The 17680-nt window shown below is 74.0% G+C and carries 9 protein-coding genes; 2 read left to right on the forward strand and 7 right to left on the reverse strand.

The genetic code is table 11. The features are described 5' to 3' along the window. The first annotated feature begins 153 nt into the window (after positions 1-153). Entirely contained in the window at positions 154-5115 is a 4962-nt protein-coding gene (locus tag CP968_RS20440; protein WP_150519378.1) for an NAD-glutamate dehydrogenase, read from the forward strand. 100 nt (positions 5116-5215) lie between these two features. Here the strand turns inward: CP968_RS20440 and CP968_RS20445 are convergent, their stop codons facing one another. Then, positions 5216-6028, reverse strand: coding sequence for an ABC transporter ATP-binding protein (locus tag CP968_RS20445; protein ID WP_150519379.1), 813 nt, complete (start codon positions 6026-6028; stop codon positions 5216-5218). Beyond that, the gene (locus tag CP968_RS20450; protein ID WP_150519380.1) at positions 6021-6944 is read right to left on the reverse strand and encodes an ABC transporter permease; all 924 of its coding nucleotides are present in this window, start codon (positions 6942-6944) and stop codon (positions 6021-6023) included. The genes CP968_RS20445 and CP968_RS20450 overlap by 8 nt, the downstream gene beginning before the upstream one ends. A gap of 137 nt (positions 6945-7081) precedes the next feature. On the opposite strand from CP968_RS20450, the gene CP968_RS20455 reads away from it, so the two are divergent. Then, positions 7082-7696 (forward strand): TetR/AcrR family transcriptional regulator, encoded by a 615-nt coding sequence (locus CP968_RS20455; RefSeq protein ID WP_150519381.1) that lies wholly within the window; start codon positions 7082-7084, stop codon positions 7694-7696. Positions 7697-7707: 11 nt separating this feature from the next. Here the strand turns inward: CP968_RS20455 and CP968_RS20460 are convergent, their stop codons facing one another. From CP968_RS20460 to CP968_RS20480, 5 genes are all read right to left on the reverse strand, one after another. Continuing rightward, positions 7708-9978, reverse strand: a complete 2271-nt coding sequence (locus tag CP968_RS20460) for a bifunctional glycosyltransferase/CDP-glycerol:glycerophosphate glycerophosphotransferase (protein ID WP_150519382.1) — start codon at positions 9976-9978, stop codon at positions 7708-7710. 154 nt (positions 9979-10132) lie between these two features. Then, positions 10133-10978, reverse strand: coding sequence for a carbohydrate ABC transporter permease (locus CP968_RS20465; protein WP_229886598.1), 846 nt, complete (start codon positions 10976-10978; stop codon positions 10133-10135). A 284-nt stretch (positions 10979-11262) separates the two neighbouring features. After that, on the reverse strand, positions 11263-12528 hold the full coding sequence (locus CP968_RS20470; RefSeq protein WP_229886608.1) for a carbohydrate ABC transporter permease: 1266 nt from the start codon (positions 12526-12528) through the stop codon (positions 11263-11265). Positions 12529-12601: 73 nt separating this feature from the next. Continuing rightward, positions 12602-13963, reverse strand: coding sequence for an ABC transporter substrate-binding protein (locus tag CP968_RS20475; RefSeq protein ID WP_150519384.1), 1362 nt, complete (start codon positions 13961-13963; stop codon positions 12602-12604). Between the two features lie 97 nt (positions 13964-14060). Then, positions 14061-17264: an FHA domain-containing protein gene (locus tag CP968_RS20480; protein WP_150519385.1), complete on the reverse strand. Its 3204-nt coding sequence runs from the start codon at positions 17262-17264 to the stop codon at positions 14061-14063. Between the last annotated feature and the right edge of the window lie 416 nt (positions 17265-17680).

Raw genomic sequence — 17680 nt, forward strand, 5'->3', positions numbered from 1 at the left:
ATTCGGCGATCATGGCTGAAACCATCCCGGTCGGCTCTCTCGACGACATAGCGTCGATCTCGTTTACGGACGGACATCCCGCCCCATCGCGGCGCTGTGTCATTCCTTCCTTCACCTACGTCACGCAATGGCGCGCGACAGGAGCCAGAGGACATGCAGACCAAGCTGGACGAAGCAAAGGCCGAGCTGCTCACGAGGGCGGCCCGGGTAGCTGAGAACAGCCCGGCCGGGGGGCTACTTCCGACTGGGTCCGAGCAGGGAGCGGACCGGGACACCGTTCTCGCCTACCTCCAGCGCTACTACCTGCACACCGCCCCCGAGGACCTCTTGGACCGGGATCCGGTCGACGTGTTCGGGGCCGCGCTCTCGCACTACCGGCTCGCCGAGAACCGGCCGCAGGGCACCGCCAACGTGCGCGTGCACACCCCCACGGTCGAGGAGAACGGCTGGACCTCCAGCCACTCGGTCGTCGAGGTGGTCACCGACGACATGCCGTTCCTCGTCGACTCGGTGACCAACGAGCTGTCCCGCCAGAGCCGCGGCATCCACGTCGTGATCCACCCGCAGGTCGTCGTCCGCCGCGACGTCACCGGCCGGCTCATCGAGATCCTCGGCCCCGACTGCGACGCCCACGGCCCCCGCACCGCGCGCCCCCACGACTCGCTCGTCGAGTCCTGGATCCACGTCGAGATCGACCGCGAGACCGACCGCGCCGACCTCAAGCAGATCACCGGCGACCTGCTGCGCGTCCTGTCCGACGTGCGCGAGTCCGTCGAGGACTGGGAGAAGATGCGCGACGCCGCGCTGCGCATCGCCGAAGAGCTCCCGAACGAGCCCACCGCGCCCGACCTGCGCGAGTTCGAGCTCGAAGAGGCCCGCGAGCTGCTGCGCTGGCTCGCCGACGACCACTTCACCTTCCTCGGCTACCGCGAGTACGACCTGGTCGACGCCGACTCCCTGACCGCCGTGCCCGGCACCGGTCTCGGCATCCTGCGCTCCGACCCGCTGCACAGCGACAAGGAGGACGGCCACCCCGTCTCGCCCTCCTTCAACCGGCTGCCGGCCGACGCCCGCGCCAAGGCCCGCGAGCACCGCCTGCTGGTGCTGACCAAGGCCAACAGCCGCTCGACCGTGCACCGCCCGTCCTACCTCGACTACGTCGGCGTCAAGAAGTTCGACGCCGACGGCAACGTGGTGGGCGAGCGCCGCTTCCTCGGCCTGTTCTCCTCCGCCGCGTACACCGAGTCCGTGCGCCGCGTCCCGGTCATCCGCCGCAAGGTGGTCGAGGTCCTCGACGGCGCCGGCTTCGCCCCGAGCAGCCACGACGGCCGCGACCTGCTCCAGATCCTGGAGACCTACCCGCGCGACGAGCTGTTCCAGACCCCCGTCGACCAGCTCCAGGCCATCGTCACCTCCGTCCTGTACCTCCAGGAGCGCCGCCGGCTGCGGCTGTACCTGCGCCAGGACGAGTACGGCCGCTACTACTCGGCCCTCGTCTACCTGCCGCGCGACCGCTACACCACCGGCGTCCGGCTGCGCCTGATCGACATCCTCAAGGAGGAACTCGACGGCAACAGCGTCGACTTCACCGCCTGGAACACCGAGTCGATCCTCTCCCGCATCCACTTCGTCGTCCGCGTCCCGCAGGGCAAGGACCTGCCCGTGCTCACCGACGCCGACGTCGAGCGCATCGAGGGCCGCCTGGTCGACGCCGCCCGCTCCTGGGCCGACGGCTTCGCCGAGGCCCTGGTCGCCGAGCTGGGCGAGGAGCGCGCCGCCGAGCTGCTGCGCCGCTACGGCACCTCCTTCCCCGAGGGCTACAAGGCCGACCACTCGCCGCGTGCGGCCGTCGCCGACCTCTGCCACCTGGAGCGGCTCTCCGCCAGCGACCGCGAGTTCGCGCTCTCGCTGTACGAGCCGGTCGGCGCGGGCCCCGGCGAACGCCGGTTCAAGATCTACCGCACCGGCGAGCAGGTCTCGCTCTCCGCGGTCCTGCCGGTGCTCCAGCGCCTGGGCGTCGAGGTCACCGACGAGCGCCCGTACGAGCTGCGCCGCTCCGACCGGGTCAGCGCCTGGATCTACGACTTCGGCCTGCGGATGCCCCTGTCCGCCCAGAACGGCGACGCCTACCTCGGCGACGACGCCCGCGAGCGGTTCCAGGACGCCTTCGCCGCGGTCTGGCAGGGCGACGCGGAGAACGACAACTTCAACACTCTGGTGCTCGGCGCCGGGCTGACCTGGCGGCAGGCCGTCGTCCTGCGCGCGTACGCCAAGTACCTGCGCCAGGCCGGCTCCACCTTCAGCCAGGACTACATGGAGGACACCCTCCGCACCAACGTCCACACCACCCGGCTGCTGGTCTCCCTCTTCGAGGCCCGGATGTCGCCCGCCCGGCAGACCGCCGGCAGCGAGCTCGTCGACGCCATGCTGGAGGAGCTGGACGGGGCCCTGGACCAGGTCGCGTCGCTCGACGAGGACCGCATCCTGCGCGCCTTCCTCACTCTCATCAAGGCCACCCTGCGCACCAACTTCTTCCAGCTCAACGACGCGGGCGAGCAGCACGCCTACGTGTCGATGAAGTTCGACCCGCAGGCCATCCCGGACCTCCCGGCGCCCCGCCCGGCCTTCGAGATCTGGGTGTACTCGCCGCGCGTCGAAGGCGTCCACCTGCGCTTCGGCAAGGTCGCCCGCGGCGGTCTGCGCTGGTCCGACCGGCGCGAGGACTTCCGTACGGAGATCCTCGGCCTGGTCAAGGCGCAGATGGTCAAGAACACCGTCATCGTGCCGGTCGGCGCCAAGGGCGGCTTCGTCGCCAAGAACCTGCCCGACCCGTCGGTGGACCGCGACGCCTGGCTCGCCGAGGGCATCGCCTCGTACAAGATCTTCATCTCGGCGCTGCTCGACATCACCGACAACATGGTCGCCGGCGAGGTCGTGCCGCCGACCGGCGTGGTGCGCCACGACGAGGACGACACCTACCTCGTCGTCGCCGCCGACAAGGGCACCGCGACCTTCTCCGACATCGCCAACGGGGTCGCGGAGGCGTACGGGTTCTGGCTCGGTGACGCCTTCGCCTCGGGCGGCTCGGCCGGCTACGACCACAAGGGCATGGGCATCACCGCCCGCGGCGCGTGGGAGTCCGTCAAGCGGCACTTCCGCGAGCTGGGCCACGACACCCAGACCGAGGACTTCACGGTCGTCGGCGTCGGCGACATGTCCGGCGACGTCTTCGGCAACGGCATGCTGCTCTCCGAGCACATCCGTCTGGTCGCCGCCTTCGACCACCGGCACATCTTCATCGACCCGAACCCGGACGCGGCCACCTCGTACGCGGAGCGCCGGCGCCTGTTCGACCTGCCGCGCTCCTCGTGGGCCGACTACGACACCGCGCTGCTCTCGGCGGGCGGCGGCGTCCACCCGCGCACCGCGAAGGCCATCCCGGTCAACGCGCAGGTCCGCGCGGCCCTCGGGATCGAGGCGGGCGTCACCAAGATGACCCCGGCCGACCTGATGCGGGCCATCCTGCGCTCGCCGGTGGACCTGCTGTGGAACGGCGGCATCGGCACGTACGTCAAGGCGACCTCCGAGACCCACGCGGACGTCGGCGACAAGGCCAACGACGCCATCCGCGTCGACGGCTCCGACGTGCGGGCCCGCGTCATCGGCGAGGGCGGCAACCTGGGCCTGACCCAGCTCGGCCGCATCGAGTTCGCCCGGACCGGGGCCGGCGGCGAGGGCGGCAAGATCAACACCGACGCCATCGACAACAGCGCCGGCGTGGACACCTCCGACCACGAGGTGAACATCAAGATCCTGCTGAACTCGGTGGTCACCGACGGGGACATGACCGTCAAGCAGCGCAACAAGCTGCTCGCCGCGATGACCGACGAGGTCGGCGGCCTGGTGCTGCGCAACAACTACGCGCAGAACACCGCCCTGGCCAACGGAGCCGCCCAGGCCCCCAGCCTCCTCCACGCCCAGCAGCGCTTCATGCGCCGCCTGGAGTCGGAGGGCCTGCTCAACCGCGAGCTGGAGTTCCTGCCCGCCGACCGGCAGATCCGCGAACTGCTCGGCAACGGCAAGGGCCTGACCCAGCCGGAGCTGGCCGTCCTGTTCGCCTACACCAAGATCACGGTGGCGGACGAGCTGATCGCGACCGGTCTGCCGGACGACCCGTACCTGCGGCGCCTGCTCTTCGCGTACTTCCCGGCGCCCCTGCGCGAGCAGTTCCCCGAGCAGGTCGAGGCGCACGCGCTGCGCCGGGAGATCACCACGACGATCCTGGTCAACGACACCGTCAACACCGGCGGCACGACCTTCCTGCACCGGCTGCGGGAGGAGACCGGGGCGTCCACGGAGGAGATCGTGCGCGCGCAGCTCGCGGCCCGCGAGATCTTCGGCCTGGCCGGGGTGTGGGAGGCGGTCGAGGACCTCGACAACAAGGTCGCGGCCAGCGTCCAGACCCGGATCCGGCTGCACTCGCGGCGGCTGGTCGAGCGCGGTACGCGCTGGCTGCTGAACAACCGGCCGCAGCCGCTGGAGATCACCGAGACGATCGAGTTCTTCGGCGAGCGGGTCGGGAACCTCTGGGCCGAGCTGCCGAAGCTGGTGCGCGGCGCCGACCTGGACTGGTACCGGTCGATCATGGACGAGCTGGTCGGCGAGGGCGTGCCGGAGGAACTGGCGGCCAAGGTGGCCGGCTTCTCCTCGGCCTTCCCGACGCTCGACATCGTCGCCATCGCGGACCGCACCGGTGTGGCCCCGCTGGACGTCGCCGAGGTGTACTACGACCTCGCCGACCGTCTCGACATCACCCAGCTGATGGACCGGATCATCGAACTCCCGCGGTCCGACCGCTGGCAGTCGATGGCCCGCGCCTCCATCCGCGAGGACCTGTTCGCGGCGCACGCGGCGCTGACCGCCGACGTGCTGACGGTGGGCAACGGCAGCTCGACCCCCGAGGAGCGCTTCCGGGCGTGGGAGGAGCGGAACGCGGCGATCATCGGGCGGGCCCGGACCACCCTGGACGAGATCCGGGGCTCGGACGACTTCGACCTGGCCAACCTGTCGGTGGCCATGCGGACGATGCGCTCGCTGCTGCGCACGCACAGCTAGGCCGTCCCTCCCGGATCGTGCCGGGGGACGCCGACGGGCCGGGCCCGGGACCATGTTGGTCCCGGGCCCGGCCCGTCGGCGCAGCAGGGGGTGCGGCGGGTCAGGAGCGGGTGAAGCGCTCGTAGGCGGCGCACACCTCGTCGGAGGGCCCGTCCATCCGCAGGACGCCCGATTCCAGCCAGATCGCGCGGTCGCAGGTCTCGCGGACGGTGTTGATGCCGTGGCTGACGAGGAAGACGGTGCCGGCGTGCCGGCGCAGCTCCTCGATGCGGGCCTTGCTGCGCCGCTGGAAGGCGGCGTCGCCGGTGGCCAGGGCCTCGTCGATCATCAGGACGTCGTGGTCCTTGGCCGCGGCGATGGAGAACCGCAGCCGGGCCCCCATGCCGGAGGAGTAGGTCCGCATGGGCAGGGAGATGAAGTCGCCCTTCTCGTTGATGCCGGAGAAGTCGACGATGTCCTGGTAGCGCTCCTTGATCTGCTCGCGGGTCATGCCCATGGCGAGGCCGCCGAGGATCACGTTGCGCTCGCCGGTCAGGTCGTTCATCAGCGCGGCGTTGACGCCGAGCAGCGAGGGCTGGCCGTGCGAGAAGATGGCGCCCGCGGCGACGGGCTGCAGCCCGGCGATGGCGGCCAGCAGGGTGGACTTGCCGGAGCCGTTGGAGCCGATGAGGCCGATGGCCTCGCCCTTGTACGCGGTGAAGCTGACGCCCTTGACGGCGTGCACCTCGCGGGCGGCGGGGGCGGCCTTGCGGGAGAAGAGCCGGTTCAGGGCGGCGGTGGCGCCGCCCTTGCGGCCGGCGCTGCCCTGGACCCGGTAGACGACGTGGACGTCGTGGGCGATGACGGTGGGCACGCGGGTCCCGGGGACCGGCGGTGCGGGGGTGGTGCGGGTGCGCGTCGAGGTGTCAGCCACGTCCGTACTCCTCCTCTGCCTTCCAGAAGTAGATGAAGCCTCCGACGCCGGCGAGCAGTGCCCAGCCGAGGGCCACCAGCCACACGTGGGGCGGCAGCGAGGCGGCGGAGAAGCTGTCGATGAGCGCGAAGCGCATGAGGTCGATGTAGACGGCGGCCGGGTTGAGCTTCAGGGCCAGGGTCACCCAGTGCGGCAGGTGGTCGTTCTTGAGCATCTGGTCGATGGACCACATGACGCCCGAGGAGTACATCCAGGTGCGCAGGACGAACGGCATCAGCTGGCTGACGTCGGGGTTCTTGCTGCCGATGCGCGCCATGACCATCGCGACGCCGGCCGCGAAGACCGCCATCAGCAGGAGGGTCGGCACGGCCAGCAGCCAGGCGAAGGAGGGCGTCTGGCCGAAGACCAGCAGCAGGATGACCAGCGCCGCCATGGTGACCAGCAGTTGCTGGAAGAGCTGGACGACGGTGGAGATGGGCAGGCTGGCCCGCGGGAAGTGCAGGGCGCGCACCAGGCCGCGGTTGCTGTGCACCGCGCGGGTGCCGGCGTTGATGGAGCTGCCGATGAAGTCCCACACGAAGACGCCCGTGATCAGGAACGGCAGGTAGTCGGGCACGCCGTGGCTGGCCTTCATCACCATGCCGAAGATGAAGTAGTAGACGGCCGCGTTCAGCAGCGGCGTCACCAGGTGCCAGACCTGGCCGAGCTTCTCCGTGCTGTACTGCGCCTGCATGCGGGCGGTGGCGTACGCGGTGACGAAGTGGCGCCGGCCCCACAGCTCCGCGACGTAGCGGGGGAGGGTGGGCCGGGCGCCGCTGAGGGTCAGGCCGTGCTCGGCCGCGAGCCGGGAGAGTTCCGGCGGGACGGGCCGGGCCGCGGCGGCTGCCGCGGTCGAGGGTGCGGTCACGGTGGTCACAGGCAGGTCGCTTTCGACGGGGCCAGGGCGTCGCTGGCGATGGGACGGGTCCGTATCGTCGCTACGGTGAGATTAGGTCCCGAAGCGTCGGAACGCAACCGTATCGTCGTGACGAGGCGCGCGGTTATGCTCTCCGTATGACCTCCGACCCCGCCGCCACCCCCGCCCGCCGCGCGCCCGCCGGAGCCGCCGTCCTGCGCGAGGACGTCACCGAGGCGATCCGGGAGGCGGTGGTCGAGGAACTGGCCGCGGTCGGCTTCGCCCGGATGTCCATCGAGGGCATCGCCCGGCGGGCCGGCGTCGGCAAGACCGCCGTCTACCGGCGCTGGAAGTCCAAGCTGCACCTGGTGCTCGACCTCGTGGCCGCCTTCGCCGTGGACGGCCTGCCGGTGCCCGCCACCGGCTCCCTGTACGGGGACGTCCGCGCCCTGCTGGAGGTCATGACGCACGTGCTGCGCCACCCGGTGGCCTCCGCCGTCATCCCCGACCTGCTGGTCGAGGCCGCGCGCAACCCGGAGATCGCCGACGCGGTGCGCGGGGCGCTGCTCGACGGCCAGCGGCGGATGGCCGAGGGGATCGTCTCGGAGGCCGTCGACCGCGGCGAGCTGCCGGAGGGGACCTGCCCGGACCGGGCGCTGGACCTGGCGATCGGGCCGCTGTACTGGCGGCAGGTGGTGGTCCGCGACGCCGTCCCGAAGGACTACCTGGACGCCCTGGCCCGCTCGGTGGTGGCCGGCCTGCGCGCGGCCTGACGGCGTACGGGTCAGAAGGAGAAGCGGCCCGCCGTCAGGTGTGCGAGGGTCGCCTCCGGGGCCGCGGACGGCGCCGGAGGCGCGGGCCGCCGCTCCTGGAGCGGGACGACCGCCGGGAGCGGCTCCGCCTGGCCGAGGAAGACCCGGCGCACCACCCGCTCCGCCGCGTGCCCGTCGTCGTGCGTGCAGAACCGGCTCCGGAACGCCGCCCGCAGCTGCGCCGAGCGCGACCCCTGCCAGTGGCCCGTCGCGAAGATGTCCACCAGCTCGTCCTCGGTCCGGGCGATCGCCCCCGGCGGACACGACCGCAGGTCGAAGTAGGTGCCCCGGGCCGCCTCGTACGCCTCCCGGTCCTCCGCGTGGATCACGATCGGCCGGTCCAGCACCGCGTAGTCGAACATCAGCGACGAGTAGTCCGTGACGAGCGCGTCCGAGGCCAGGCACAGCTCCTCGACCGACGGGTGCGCCGACACGTCGATCAGCCGGGGGTGCGCCTCGGCCGCCGCCGGCCCCGCGCCCGCGTACGTCAGGTGCGTGCGCACCAGCAGCGTGAACCGCGGCCCGAGGTCCCGCAGCACCCGCTCGAAGTCCAGGTGGTCCGGTCGGCTGCGCCGGTAGTCGCGGTGCGTCGGCGCGTACAGGACCGCGGTGGAGCCCGGCGCCACGCCCAGCCGCTCGCGCAGCGCCAGCACCTGCGCCCGGCCGGCCCGGTGGAAGACGTCGTTGCGCGGGTAGCCGTACTCCAGCGTCGTGTACGAGGAGGGCACGGCCCGCTCCCACACCAGCGTCGAGTGCCGGTTCGCCGACAGCAGGTAGTCCCACTGGTCGGCGCCGCGCAGCAGCCCCGTGAAGTCCGCCGTCGGGGTGGCGGCCGGCCGGTCCTGGAGGTCGAGGCCGACCCGCTTGAGCGGCGTGCCGTGCTGGGTCTGCACCAGGATCTGGCCCGGCCGCTTGACCAGGGCCCGGTCGAAGTTGACGTTCGTCACCAGGTACGTCGCCCGGGCCAGGGCCGTCCAGTACGCCGCCGAGCCCGGCCGCAGCGCCACCGTCCGCCGGGGCAGCCCCGCCGCGTGCTCCGGGCCGCAGATCCACGCCGTCCGCATCCGGGGCGCCAGCTCCCGCAGCTTCGCCTCGATCGCCGCCGGGTTGCAGGCGTAGCCCCCGTGCCAGTACGCCGAGAAGACCGCCAGCTCCGGGCGGAGCGGCAGCAGCCGCTGCACCCGGTAGTGCAGCCGCAGCCGGGCCTCGTCCAGACCGCGCCCCAGCCCGGCGCCCCCGCGCCCGGCGGCCCGCGCGGCCCGGCGCAGCGCCGACAGCAGCCCGTACGCGCGCCGCGCGCCCAGCCGCATCAGCACGTGCCGGACCCGGTCGGTCCGCGACACCGCGGGCAGCGCGCCCCCGCCGCCCGCGGCCCGGTGGCGGCGCAGCAGGGCCGAGGCCCGGGCGAAGAACTCGGCCCGGCTCGCGCGCGGGAGGCGGCGCGGGTCGGCGTACAGGGCGCAGAGGTGCTCCGCCATCCGCCGGTGCACCGCCGGCCGCCAGCGCTCCAGCTCGGGGCGGCCGGAGAGGTAGCCGAAGACCCGGTCGTACTGGTCGAGGACGTCGAGGTGACGGCGGGTGGCGGTGGTCGGGAGCGAGCCGGTCCGGCGCTGGCGGGAGTGGACGCAGACCCGGTCCAGGACGGCGACGGACTCGGCGGCCAGCAGCGCCGGGTAGGTCCAGGAGGTGTCCTCGTAGAAGCCCGTCGGGAACTCCAGGCCCTCGCGCTCCACGTACTCGCGCCGGTACGCCTTGTTCCACACCACCATCGGCATGCCGAGCAGCGCCGGCCGGTCGGCGAGCCGGAAGCTGGCCGGGCCCTCCTGCGACAGGCGGCCCGCCGGGCGGGCGCGGACCGGCCCGCCCGTCCAGAAGGTCCGCGCGTGGTCGTAGACCAGGACGTCGGGCGAGCCGGCGGCCTTCAGCCGGTCGGTGACGGCCCGCAGGGCGCCCGGGGTGAGGGCGTCGTCCCCGTCGAGGAAGACCAGGTAGTCGCCGGCGGCCCGGGCCAGGCCCGCGTTGCGGGCCGGGCCGGGACCCAGGTTGTGCGCCAGGTGCACGGCGGTGACCCGCGGGTCCCGGGCCGCGTACGCGTCGATGATCGAACCGCAGGCGTCCGGGGACGCGTCGTCCACCGCGATCAGTTCCAGATCCGGGTACGACTGCGTCAGGACCGAGTCCAGGGCCTCCTGGAGGTACGCCTGGACCTGGTACGCGGGCACGATGACGCTGAACCGGGGCACGGCACATCCAGGGGTCGACGGGCGGGCGTACGGCCCGGAAACCCCCGGTGCGGCGATCGGGTTACGCGGGGTGCGGCATTCGGGTCACGGGGCGGTGAGCGTCGACGCCGCAGGTCGGCGCCGTGATCCGGTGCCGCCGGCCGTGCCGGGGAGGTCACTTGACGGCGCCGGCCATCACCCCCGTCACGAACTGCCTCTGGAAGGCGAAGAAGACGACGAGCGGCACCACCATCGACAGGAACGCGCCCGGGGCCAGTACGTCGATGTTGTTGCCGAACTGCCGCACCTGCTGCTGGAGCGCGACCGTCACCGGCGGGTGCGCCGAGTCCGCGAAGACCAGCGCGACGAGCATGTCGTTCCACACCCACAGGAACTGGAAGATGCCGAGCGAGGCGATGGCCGGCCCGCCCAGCGGCAGCACCACCCGCGCGAACAGCCGCAGTTCGCCCGCACCGTCCAACCGGGCCGCCTCCAGCAGCTCGCGCGGGATCTCCGCGAAGAAGTTGCGCAGCAGGAACACCGCGAAGGGCAGCCCGAAGGCGGTGTGGAACAGCACGACGCCCGCGGTCGTCTCGAACAGGCCGATGGAACCGAAGAGTTCGGACACCGGGATCAGCGCCACCTGCACCGGGACCACGAGCAGCCCCACGACGACGAGGAACAGCCAGTCCCGGCCGGGGAACTCCAGCCAGGCGAAGGCGTATCCGGCGAAGGAACCGAGGACCACCACGAGCAGCGTCGCCGGCACCGCGATGGCCACCGTGTTCAGCAGGGAGCCGGTGATCGTGTCGTTGGCCAGCAGCCGCTCGTAGTTGTCCACCGTCAGCCGGGACGGCGCCGTCAGCGCCTCCCACCAGCCGCCCTTGCTCAGATCGGTGGGGGACAGGAAGGAGGAGACGAGCAGCCCGAGGGTGGGCAGCAGCCAGAAGAGCGCCGCCGCGACCAGGAAGAGGCGCAGCGCCCCGCCCGAGAGCCGGGCCACCAGGCCGCGCGCGGCCACCCCGCCGGCCCCCGCCCGCCGCCGTACCGCGACCGGCGCGGGCCGTGCCGTGGCCGAGGCCCGCCCGGGACCCGCCCCCGCGACCCTCTCAGAGCCCTCCCCGGGAGACTTCCCGAGGGGGCCGCCCTGCGCCCGTCCGCCCTGCGCCCGTCCGCTCTGTGCCGGGCCGTCCTGTGCCGGGCCGCCCTGTGCGGGTACGGCCGAGGCGCGGGCGGGCGGACGGGGCGGTTCGTGGGCCGGCGGGCCGGGCGGCGCCGCCGGGTCCGGTGTCGGCTCGGTCCCGCTCATCGGGCCCCCTCCTTCCGCAGCCTGCGGATGTTCACCAGCATCACCGGAACCACCAGCACCAGCAGCAGCACCGCGATGGCGCTGCCGAGCCCCGGATCGGCGTCCGTCCCGAAGGACGTGCGGTACAGCTGGAGCGCCAGGACGTTCGCGTCGTCCTGGACCGCCCCCGGAGCGATCACGAACACCAGGTCGAAGATCTTCATCACGTTGATGACCAGCGTGACCAGCACCACCGCCAGCACCGGCCCCAGCAGCGGCACCGTGATCCGCCGGAACACCTGCCACTCGTTGGCCCCGTCCACCCGCGCCGCCTCCAGCAGCTCGCGCGGCACGGCCGCCAGTCCGGCCCCGATCAGCACCATCGCGAAGCCCGCCCACATCCACACGTACGCCCCGATGACCGCCGGGGTCACCAGCGCCGGGCCCAGCCACTGGACGCCCGCGTAGGCCTCCTGGAAGTTCGACGCGGGCAGCCGCAACCGCGCGCCGTCCGCGTTCGCGGGCAGCACGAAGACGCCGTCGGCTCCCGAGGTCGCCGACGCCACCACCCTGCCGTCCCGGACCGCCTCCACCCGCATACCGGAGAACGCCGACTCGGCCGGGTCCACCGCGTTCGTGCTGCCGCCCCCGCCCCGCGTGAAGTCCTGCCAGACGGTCCCGGTCACCCGGTCCGGCGCCGCGGTAGCCGCCTTCGCCGTACGGGTCCCCGCCGGCAGGGCCTCGGGGGCCACGCCGACCAGCGGCAGCAGCACCGGGGTGCCCGCCCGCACCGGATCACGGGTCACGAACGCGCCCCCGCCCGCGTCCACCAGCGGAGAGTCCCGGCCCGGACGCGCCTTGGGGAAGGCCGAGGACTGCGCGAAGGTGTCGTGCACCCCGACCCAGACCGCGTTGGCGACGCCCCGGTCGGGATCGTGGTCGTACACCAGCCGGAAGATGATGCCCGCCGCCAGCATCGAGATGGCCATCGGCATGAAGACCAGCAGCTTGAACGCCGTTCCCCAGCGCACCCGTTCGGTGAGCACCGCGAAGATCAGACCGAGGGCGGTGGCCGTCGTCGGTGCCAGCACCACCCACACCGCGGTGTTCTTCAGCGCGGTGCGGATGGTCGCGTCGCTCAGGATCTCCCGGTAGTTGTCGCCGCCGACGAACGCGGATCCGGAGCGGTCGAAGAAGCTGCGGTAGACCGAGTAGCCGATCGGGTGCACGACGAGCGCGCCGAGCAGCACCAGCGCCGGCAGCAGGAACGCCGCCGCGACCAGACGCCGGCGCCGCGCCTCGGCGGACCGGGCCGTCCCGCGCGGGGCGGTGGGGGTGACCGTGGCCGCCACCGGATCAGTTCCCGTACGCCTTGGCCGCGTCGGCCTCCAGTTTCGCCTGCGCCCCCGCCACGTCCGACGGGTTCGCCAGGAAGTCCTGGAGCGCCTTCCACTCGCCCGCGCCCGGCGTCCCGCCGAAGGCCGCCGGAGCCTGGTCCGACATGTCGAAGCGGAAGTCGTCACCCGCCGCGATCAGCGCCTTCGCGATGCCCCGCTGGATGTCGTTGGGGTAGGCCGCCGGATCCACCGCCTTGTTCGGCGAGACGAAACCGCCCGCCCGGGCCTGGATCTCGGCCGCGTCCGGCGAGGCCAGGAAGGTCAGCAGCGCCTGCGCGCCCTTCGACGGCTTCAGCGCCACCGCCACGTCACCGCCCGAGACCACCGGAGCCTTCGCGCCGACGGCCGGGAAGGGGAACACCAGCGCGTCGGTGCCCACCTTCGCCTCCGTCTGCGCGATGTTCACCGCCACGAAGTCGCCCTCGAAGACCATCGCGGCCGCCGGCCGGTCCCCGCCCGTGAAGGTCTGCGTCACCGACTTGGGGAACTCGGTGGACAGGGCCCCGCTCGCCCCGCCCGCCAGGAAGTCCTTGCGCCCGAACAGCTCGCCCAGGGTGGTCAGCGCCTGCTTGACGCTGTCGTCCGTCCACTTGATCCGGTGCTTCGCCAACTGGTCGTACTTCTCCGGGCCCGCCTGGGAGAGGTAGACGTTCTCGAACCAGTCGGTGAGGGTCCACCCGTCCGCGCCGGCCACCGACACCGCGGGCGTCCCGGAGGCGGACAGCGTGTCGGCCGCCGTCACCAGCTCCTTCCAGGTCGACGGCGGCTTGACGCCCGCCGCCTCGAAGGCCTTCGCGTTGTACCAGATCAGCGACTTGTTGGCGGCCTTGTAGTACACCCCGTACTGGGTGCCCTCGACCGCGCCCAGCGCCTTCCAGCCCGCCGAGTAGTTCTTGTCGAGCTGGGCCTGCGCCTCGGGGCCCACCGGCTGCGCCCACTTGTTCTGCACCGCCGAGACCAGCGCGCCGACCTGCGGGAGCAGCGCCACGTCCGGCGGAGCGCCGCCCGCGATCTTCGAACCGAGGAAGGTGACGATCGGGTCCTGCGCCGGGACGAACGTGACGGCCGCCCCCGTCCGCTTCTCGAACTCCTTGAGGACCTTGGTGAAGTTCTCCTGCTCCGGGCCCGTCCAGACCGCCGCGACCTCCAGCCTCTCGCCGGTCAGCCGCGGCAGTTCCACCCGCGGTGCGGCCTGGCCCGTGCCGCCCTGGGGAGGGTCCTTCTCGTCGCCGCCGCCCCCGCACGCGGTGAGCGCCAGCGCGCCCGCCGCGGCCAGCGCCGCCCAGCCCGACGTCGTACGGCTCGTTCCGCGCCTGTGCATGGTGCTGCCCCCGATGCCCGTGGTGTGTCCCGGACCACAAGGTCTACGCCGACCCGCCCGCCCCCGCAATACCGCGTCGCGGGGCCGGAGTCGGCCGTCAGGGGGCCGGCGGGAACAGCACGGGCGTGGCGGAGACCAGGTGCGAGGCCCGGTCCAGGGCACTGGCCAGCAGCGCGAGGTCGGTCGGCCCGTTGCCCAGCTCGCGCACCGGACGCCGGGCCGGCGGATCGCCCATCCGCTCCCACTCCACCGGCACCACAGTGGGCCTCAGGGTCGCCGTCCGGGGAATGCGCCCGGTGACCCGGCCCGCCTGGAACGGGACCGTCCGCCCGTCCGCGTACCGCAACAGCCCGCGGCCCGGCCCCGGTTGGTCCGGCGCGTCGAGCTCCACCCGCAGTGTCGTGAGCCGGGCCAGCCCCGTCTCGGCCGTGCGGTCGGGGCGGGCGCTGGTGGCCACCAGGTGCACGCCGAGCCGGGCCCCCTCACGGGCCACCGCCTCCAGCGCGCGGACCACCGATCCGGCGGCCGGGCGGCCCGTACTGCCGAGGCCCGGCGCCACCAGCGCGTCGAGGTCGTCCACCAGCACCACCAGCCGCGGCAGCGGACTCGGGCCGGGCGGCCCGTTCCGCAGGGCGGCGGCGCGCAGCCGCAACGTGCCCGTGCGCGGCGGGTCCGCCTCCCCGTGCACCTCGCCGGGGGACGGCCGGCGGGGGGAGACCAGCCGGCCCGAGACCTCGCGGCGGGCGTGCCACTCGGCGAACGGCACCCCCTCCAGCAGCTCCGAACGCCGCTTCAGCTCCGCGCCCAGCGCCTGCGCGAACTCCCGCATGCGCAACGGATCCGAGGCCACCAGGTGCGCCGCCGCGTGCGGCAGCTCGGTACAGGGCAGCAGCCCGTCACCGCGCTCCCCGCCGGCCCCGTCGAGCAGGACCAGGCCCAGCAGGTCGGGCCGGGCGGCCGCGGCCAGCGAGGCGGCCACCGAACGCAGCAGCTCGGTGCGCCCGCTCCCGGCCGGCCCCTCGATCAGCAGGTGCGGGCCGTCGTGGACCAGCTCGGCCCCGACGGGACCGCGCCGCCCGCCGCCCAGCACGACCTCGACCAGGCCGCCCTGGCCCTGGCCCAGGTCGGTGGCCTCGGCCCAACGGGCCATCAGCGAGGCCGGGGTGGCCCGCGCCAGCCCCAGCTCGTCCAGCAGCCGCGCGGTCGCGGGCAGGGTGGCCGAGGCCGGACGGTAGGAGTCGGCGGCCGCGGCCGCGCCCGCACCGTCGGCGCGCAGCGGGGCCAGGGCGCGGGCGAACCGCTCGGCCCAGGCGGCGGAGACGGCGTCGACGGTGGCGGTGTCGCCGGTCGGCGCCGGTCTGCCGCCGTCGACCGCGAAGGTCCGTACGGCCGTGGCCACGTCGCCGCTGAGCAGGGCCACGGCCCCGCAGTCACGGAACGCGGGGGTGGCCGAGCAGGCCGCCTCGAAGGTCTCGGTGACCGGTGAGGCGGCCGTGGCGGGCGGGGCCTCGGCGAGCGCGAGCACGTGGATGCCGGCGGCCGGGCCGTGCGAGGCCAGCCGGCCGGTGACGTCCCGCAGCCCGCCCGCGCCCGGATCGCCGTCCAGGACGAGGACCGTGTACGGCCCGGCGTAGGCGCGGGCGGCCTCCCGGACCCGCTCGGGGTCGGCGGCGGCCCAGTGCGCACCGAGCGGGCCGTCGTCCAGCCGCCGGGTCAGCTCGCCGGTCCGGGCGAGGGCCTGGTCGCGGTCGTAGGCGAGGAGCAGGCGGCAGTCCTGGCCGTGCGCGGGGCGCACGTGCGGCAGCCAGCCCAGCCAGCCCCAGTCGCGCCGCCGCTCGGCGAGCGGCCGCGCCCGGTCGGTGGCGACGAGCACGATCTCCAGCTGCCCCGGGGCGTGCAGGGCGGCCAGCTGCGCCACCACGCTGCGCGCCACGCCGGCCAGCCGGGCCCGCGGCCCGGCGAGGCCCAGCCCGCCGACGCCGCGCAGGGCCACCCGGCTGCCCGCGCCGAGTCCGACCTCCAGCACCGCGCGGTGGCCGGGGGTGCGGGACCACAGCCGCTCGGTGGGACCGAGCGCGGCCAGCAGCAGCGCGGCCGGGTCGTCGGGGTCGGGTGCGGCGCAGACGACGGCCGAGGCCTCCGGCCCGGCCGGTTCCCCGGCGTCCTCCTCGCCCCGAACCCACTTGCGGGCCCAGGCCCCCAGACCGCGCCGCCGTCCGGCCGCGCCCGCGGCGGTCCCGGAGCCGTCGCGGGCGGAGGCCGGCGCTCCGGCCTCCCCGCGGACCCCGGCGGACCCGGACGGGTCGGCGTACCCGCCGTGCGAGGGCGGCGCCGCGTGCCCGCCGTGCGCCGAGGGCGGTGCGTACCCGCCGTGTGCGGAGGGCGCCGCGTATCCGCCGTGTGCGGGTGGCGCCGCGTATCCGCCGTGTGCGGACGGCTCGGCGTACCCGCCGTGCGCGGGCGCCCCGGTCCGGCCGTGGCCGCCGGCGGGCCCGGCCTGCGCCGGCTGTCCGTGCCCGGTTGCTCCGGGGTGCCCGGCCGCGGCGGCCGGTGCGCGGAGGGGGGAGTCCGCCGACCGGGCCGCCGGTAGGGAGGCCGGGGCCGGGCCGTCGGACGGGCCGCCCGGCCGGGGAAGGTGCGACGCGGTCGGGGACACGGCGCGGCCCGGTACGGCGAGGTGGCCCTCCAGGTCGGGCGTCACCGGGAGCGGGGCCGCGCCCGTGGCCGCCAGGCGCAGGGTGGACTCGCCGACCCGCAGCAGGGCGCCGGGCGGCAGGGCGATCTGCTGGGGGCCCACCGGGGCGCCGTCCAGGGTGGTGCCGTTCGTCGAGGTCAGGTCGGCCACCGCCACCCGCCCGTCCCGCAGCACCGACACCGCGCAGTGCAGCCGGGACACGTCGGGATCGTCCAGCGGGACGTCGGCGTCGGCGGAGCGGCCCACCCGGATCAGGCCGCTGTGCAGCAGGTGCACCCCGCCCGCGTCGGGCCCGGCCACCACGTGCAGCTGGGGCGCGGCGAGGTCCTCTTCGGGGAGCACGTCCGGCACCGGCGCGTTCAGCGCCAGGACCGCCCCGTCCACCAGCGGCGGCTCGCCCAGCACCCGCCGCTGGAGGTCCAGCCGCTCGGCGCCGGCGTACAGCACCACCGTGCCCCCGGTGTCGGGCCCGCCGACGGTCGCCGCGAGCCCGGAGGCGACGGCGGCCAGCGCGGTGCCCAGGGGAGCGGTGACGAGCACGTCACAGCTCGCGGGGGCGGTCTGGTGGCCGCTGCGCGACCCAAGGACGGTCAGCCGGATCTGCATCGCCGTCAGCGGTCCCTTCTGCGCGGTGCGCGGTGCGTGCGCCCGGCAGGGGAAGGGCGGGACTGGCCGCCCGATCGCCCCCGCCCGGCACGGACGCGTCGTCCGGTCAGGTCTGCCGGAAGGGCGGGGCTCCCGTCCCGAGCCGTTCCGTACGGGTGCATCCTCGCACCTGTCACCGACAACACGCCCGGCACCCGGCAACAAATGATCTTGAACGATCACCGCCCGGTCGGGGCCGTGGCCGGATATCGACGGGGAGCCGGGGAAAGCCGGGGAAAATCGCCTCCGGCATACCCCGCAAACATCACCCTTCGTACATATGTACGGCAACCAACCTCCGTCGGCCCGCGTCTTCCCTGGGGACACCCCCTAGAGTGGGCCGGAAAAAACTTCGACGGACGACGCCGGCGGGAACG

Origin of the sequence: Streptomyces subrutilus, assembly GCF_008704535.1 — a bacterium.
GTDB lineage: Bacteria > Actinomycetota > Actinomycetes > Streptomycetales > Streptomycetaceae > Streptomyces > Streptomyces subrutilus.

Coding starts and splice junctions, on each gene's coding strand:
- CP968_RS20440 (WP_150519378.1), top strand. CDS start 154: ATGCAGACCAAGCTGGACGAAGCAAAGGCCGAGCTGCTCACGAGGGCG.
- CP968_RS20455 (WP_150519381.1), top strand. CDS start 7,082: ATGACCTCCGACCCCGCCGCCACCCCCGCCCGCCGCGCGCCCGCCGGA.
- CP968_RS20475 (WP_150519384.1), bottom strand. CDS start 13,963: ATGCACAGGCGCGGAACGAGCCGTACGACGTCGGGCTGGGCGGCGCTG.
- CP968_RS20480 (WP_150519385.1), bottom strand. CDS start 17,264: ATGCAGATCCGGCTGACCGTCCTTGGGTCGCGCAGCGGCCACCAGACC.